A 4,573-nucleotide genomic window follows, 5' to 3' on the forward strand; every position below is an offset into this window, starting at 1 on the left:
GCGAAACGAAGCGCGCGGCCATTTTGAACGCGGCGCGGGACAATTTCCTCAAGGGCGGCTACAGCCGTGCGGCGATGGCGGAAATCGCCCGCGACGCCGACGTATCGACCGCGACGCTCTATAAGCATTTCGCGTCCAAGGAAGCGTTGTTCACAGCGGTCGTCGGATCCATCTACGACAGCATGGACGTACCTGCACTCGGCGATATCGAGGGAGCGACCGCGCACGAGGTGCTGACAAGCATATGCAACACCTATGCGATGCAACAATTCGAAGGACAGATGAACGGGATGCTCCGGATCGTTATCGCCGAAGTCCCGTCATCGCCGCGGCTCGCCCATGCGGTTTTCGAGCGCGGCGTCTCTGCGCGATACGACCAGTTCCAGCAGGCACTTGACGCGCTCGTCAAACGCGGCGACCTGAAGCCTCACGATACGAAAACCGGAGTCCGGATGCTCGGCGGCATGGTGAAGGAATTCATCGTCTGGCCCGCTCTGTTCATAAAGGAATTCCAGAGACCGCACGACATCGACCACAAGATCGCCTCCTGCATCGACGCATATCTCAAGATGCACGGCCGGATACAGCGATAACCGGGATCGTTGGAGGATAGAGAAAAATTGGGCCTGGACACACATAGACGAGCCGTCAGCGACAGGAAACGCGCCGCGATTCTAAAGGCCGCCCTCGACAATTTCCTCCGAAACGGATTCAGCCGTGCGGGAATGGCCGAGATCGCCCGCGAAGCGGACGTTTCGACCGCAACGCTCTACAAGCATTTCGATTCGAAGGAAGCGCTCTTCACAGCGGTTATCAAGCAGGCGGCCCCGAGTGCCAGCGACTATTCGGCATTTCTGGCACCGGGCGACACCGCCCGCGACATACTTCGCAAGCTCTGCAAGGCCTATCTGAGTCTTCAGTTCGAGCACAACGCAAACGCGCTGATGCGCATCGTCATCGCGGAAGTTCCCGGTGCGCCGAAACTTGCGGCGGAGATGTATGACGTGCTGGCAAATCGCCGAAACGACAGTTTGATGGCGGTGATGGACACAATGATCGAACGCGGCATGCTGAAGCCGCACGATGCCGCCTTCAGCGCCCGGCTCGGCGGCGGCATGCTGAAGGAATTGTTCGTCTGGCCGGCGCTTTTCGATGCCGACTTCAAACTTCCACCCGATACCGACAGAAAGATCGACGTTCTTGTTGACGTATTTCTCGAACTCTATGGCACCTGACGCGTCTTATCGCGTCGCCAGAAACGCATAGCGATTGACGCTGAAAAAGAATTCCCCGCGCTCGATCAGCCGAAGCTGGTCGTCATACCAGCTCTGAACATCCGCTTCCGACATGCCGTGCTTCGCGCCGTTGCCGCGCGCATAGCCGTGGATCGCGCGCATGATGCCAGCCGCGTAGGAGACTGGCTGCCAGTGCGCCGCAAGCATCGGTACGATCTCGACACGGGCGACGGTGAAACCCGCTTGCCGGAAAAGAGGTCCGAGTTTCGCCGGCAGATGGGGATCGACCAGATGCCCATCCCAGCAGGCAAGCACGCGGCCCATGCGCGCCTCGTCGGAAGAGTGCCAGACGACACTGCGCCAGTCGGTATCGAGAACAAGCGCCCGTCCGCCCGGCCGCAACACGCGGTGGAGTTCGGCAAGCGCCTTCGGCATGTCGGCGACATATTCATAAACCTGTGTCGACACCACCGCATCGAACGACGCATCGGGAAACGCCAATGCGCCGGCGTCGCCCTCAACGCATTCGGCCTGCGGCAATGCGGCGAGCCGTGTCCGCGCCATGGTGATCATGGCGGGCGCCATGTCGAGCCCGACCACACGTCCCGTATCGCCCACAAGCCGCGCCATATCCTGCGCCAGCAAGCCGGGTCCAACGCCAATGTCGATAATCCGCTCGCCGGGCCTCGGTGACAGCATGTCGAGCACACGAACGCGCTGGCCGACGACGTCGGGCGTCAGATACATCGCCTCGACGGCCTTTGCGGCGGCCTCGTCGAATTCGATCATGCCGCTCATGCGTCATCCTTCCCGCGATACGCTCCGATCGCACGAGCTGCAGCTTCCGGATCGGTGAGATCGGCAATCAGATACCGCTCGCCATTGCCGAGCGTCAAGGCCAACGCCCCACCGCCGAAAAACCGCTGTGCGAGCGACGGTCGCACAGCGGCGGTGGCAATATCCCGCAGCGGCAACACCAGTTTACGCCGCCAGAGAGCCCCCCACCGCGCCTCGAGCTCCCCCGCCGTTACGGCCACATGGAGATTTCGCGCGCGCATGAATGCATGGGCGAGCAGCAGCGGCACAACCGCCGCCTCGATCGCCAGCGCGATGCTGCGAATGGCGGCGAGCGGCGGCTCACGCGTGTCGGCCCAGAAATAGGCAAGCGCCCAGACCGCCGCGACGACAAGTGACGGCAGGTAGATCGTCCAATGGGCGCGGGAGAGCACCGGCGAGGCGACAGAATCTGTCATGCCCGCAGAATTGCAGAAGGCTTACCTTATGGAAAGCGCCAGTGAGCCCACATTTGCCCCGGCGCCCGCGCGCGCTAGCTGATTGCTTGCAGGGTTGGGGGGCCACGAGCCAAAGGAGGCAAGATGGCGGGCCCCGAAAAAAGCACTGACGACGCCCGGCAAGGCGTAACGGGCACCGGCACGCGCTACGTGTTCGCAATCTCGACGGCGGCGGCCGTGGTGGCACTTCTGGTCGTTACCTGGGCCTTCTTCGGCCCCCCGATATTGGGGCTTGAGCGGGCCCAGACCAAAATATCCGACGACAATCCACCCTACACCGCGCCTCGGGAAGTTCCGGACTGGCAGGAACCGGCACCGGTCCGGAATCCCGAAAATCCGGCGCCTTGAAGCCGAGGCCGTCTTGCTTCGGCCACGGCCTCAAGGCGCGCTTTTAAACGCGGCTGACTCGCCCCATATTGGGCGTCATGGCGCGCGATAAATTCAAATCCTTCGGCCGGAGTTCCGAACGTCCCCTGCCGGCGAAAGGGACGTCGGGCTTTGCGGAAGCCCCCGGAGCGGCGTTTGTGCCGGCCGCAGGGGCGGCCGACAGCGAGACATGGGCGGGGGCGCTGCAGGGCGATCCGGCCAACTGGCCGCTTTTCGAGCCGCATCGCCCCGAGCGCCCGGAAAAATCCGAGGGCGGGCGCCCGCTGAAGCTGGTCTCGGAATACGAGCCCGCCGGCGACCAGCCGACCGCCATTGCCGAACTGGTGGAAGGCATCGAGCGCGCCGAGAACGATCAGGTGCTGCTCGGCGTTACCGGCTCCGGCAAGACCTATACGATGGCGCAGGTCATCGCCCGCACCCAGCGTCCGGCCCTGGTTCTCGCGCCCAACAAGACGCTGGCCGCGCAGCTCTATGGCGAGTTCAGGAGCTTCTTCCCGGAAAACGCGGTCGAGTATTTCGTCTCCTATTACGACTACTACCAGCCGGAAGCCTACGTCCCGCGCACCGATACCTATATCGAGAAGGAAAGCTCGATCAACGAACAAATCGACCGCATGCGCCATGCGGCGACGCGGGCGCTGCTCGAACGCGACGATGTGATCATCGTCGCCTCCGTCTCCTGTATCTACGGTATAGGTTCGGTCGAAACCTATTCGGCGATGACCTTCTCGGTGAAGCGCGGCGAACGCCTCGACCGCAAGCAGTTGATCGCCGATCTCGTGGCGCTGCAATACAAGCGCAACGACCAGTCCTTCGTCCGTGGCACCTTCCGCGTGCGCGGCGACACGGTCGAAATCTTCCCTGCGCATTATGAAGATCGCGCCTGGCGTGTCTCGCTGTTCGGCGACGAGGTGGAGGAGCTTGCCGAATTCGACCCGCTGACGGGCCAGAAATCCGGCAAGCTCGACGAGATCAAGCTCTATGCCAATTCGCACTATGTAACGCCGCGCCCGACGCTCAATCAGGCCATGGAAGAGATCAAGCACGATCTGCAGGTGCGGCTGCAGGAACTGAAGGGCCAGGGCAAGCTCCTCGAGGCGCAACGCCTCGAACAGCGCACGCAATTCGACATCGAGATGATGGAAGCGACCGGAAGCTGCGCCGGCATCGAGAATTATTCGCGTTACCTCACGGGCCGCAAGCCCGGCGAGCCGCCGCCCACCCTCTTCGAATACCTCCCCGACAACGCGCTTGTCTTTGCCGATGAGAGCCATGTGACGATCCCCCAGATCGGCGGCATGTTCCGCGGCGACTATCGGCGCAAGTCGACCCTGGCCGAATATGGCTTCCGCCTGCCCTCCTGCGTCGACAACCGGCCGATGCGTTTCGAGGAGTGGAACGCCATGCGGCCGCAATCGGTCTATGTTTCAGCAACGCCCGGCCCCTGGGAGATGGAACAGACGGGCGGCGTCTTTACCGAACAGGTGATCCGCCCGACCGGCCTGATCGATCCGCCGACCTTCATCCGCCCCGTGTCGACGCAGGTCGACGACCTGATCGCCGAATGTCACGAGGTGGCAAGAAAGGGGCAGCGCGTCCTCGTCACGACGCTGACCAAGCGCATGGCCGAAGACCTGACCGAATATATGCACGAGCAGG

5 protein-coding genes and 1 pseudogene are annotated in these 4,573 nt (G+C 62.7%); 4 read left to right on the plus strand and 2 right to left on the minus strand.

Annotated features, from left to right (window positions below; all coding sequences use genetic code 11):
- The coding region (locus WEB61_RS07035) for a TetR/AcrR family transcriptional regulator (protein ID WP_368063621.1) at window positions 1-593 on the plus strand (593 nt) is incomplete at its 5' end.
- Window positions 594-620: 27 nt separating this feature from the next.
- Window positions 621-1,235: a TetR/AcrR family transcriptional regulator gene (locus WEB61_RS07040; protein ID WP_368063622.1), complete on the plus strand. Its 615-nt coding sequence runs from the start codon at window positions 621-623 to the stop codon at window positions 1,233-1,235.
- A gap of 6 nt (window positions 1,236-1,241) precedes the next feature.
- Here the strand turns inward: WEB61_RS07040 and WEB61_RS07045 are convergent, their stop codons facing one another.
- Both WEB61_RS07045 and WEB61_RS07050 read right to left on the minus strand, forming a co-directional pair.
- Complete coding sequence (locus WEB61_RS07045; RefSeq protein WP_368063623.1) at window positions 1,242-2,033, minus strand: class I SAM-dependent methyltransferase; 792 nt, start codon at window positions 2,031-2,033, stop codon at window positions 1,242-1,244.
- The gene (locus WEB61_RS07050; protein ID WP_368063624.1) at window positions 2,030-2,488 is read right to left on the minus strand and encodes a PH domain-containing protein; all 459 of its coding nucleotides are present in this window, start codon (window positions 2,486-2,488) and stop codon (window positions 2,030-2,032) included. The genes WEB61_RS07045 and WEB61_RS07050 overlap by 4 nt, the downstream gene beginning before the upstream one ends.
- A 123-nt stretch (window positions 2,489-2,611) precedes the next feature.
- Here WEB61_RS07050 and WEB61_RS07055 point away from each other — a divergent pair, with 123 nt between their 5' ends.
- Window positions 2,612-2,875 carry a hypothetical protein gene (locus WEB61_RS07055; RefSeq protein ID WP_368063625.1) on the plus strand — a complete coding sequence of 88 codons (264 nt, stop codon included), beginning with the start codon at window positions 2,612-2,614 and terminating at the stop codon, window positions 2,873-2,875.
- Between the two features lie 221 nt (window positions 2,876-3,096).
- Window positions 3,097-4,573: pseudogene (gene uvrB, locus WEB61_RS07060) on the plus strand (excinuclease ABC subunit UvrB); the annotation flags it as partial.

It is taken from the genome of Parvibaculum sp., from assembly GCF_040882025.1.
GTDB lineage: Bacteria > Pseudomonadota > Alphaproteobacteria > Parvibaculales > Parvibaculaceae > Parvibaculum.

Excerpts from the sequence above, each read along its gene's own strand:
- WEB61_RS07050 (WP_368063624.1), bottom strand. The coding sequence starts at position 2,488 with ATGACAGATTCTGTCGCCTCGCCGGTGCTCTCCCGCGCCCATTGGACG.
- WEB61_RS07045 (WP_368063623.1), bottom strand. The coding sequence starts at position 2,033 with ATGAGCGGCATGATCGAATTCGACGAGGCCGCCGCAAAGGCCGTCGAG.
- WEB61_RS07055 (WP_368063625.1), top strand. The coding sequence starts at position 2,612 with ATGGCGGGCCCCGAAAAAAGCACTGACGACGCCCGGCAAGGCGTAACG.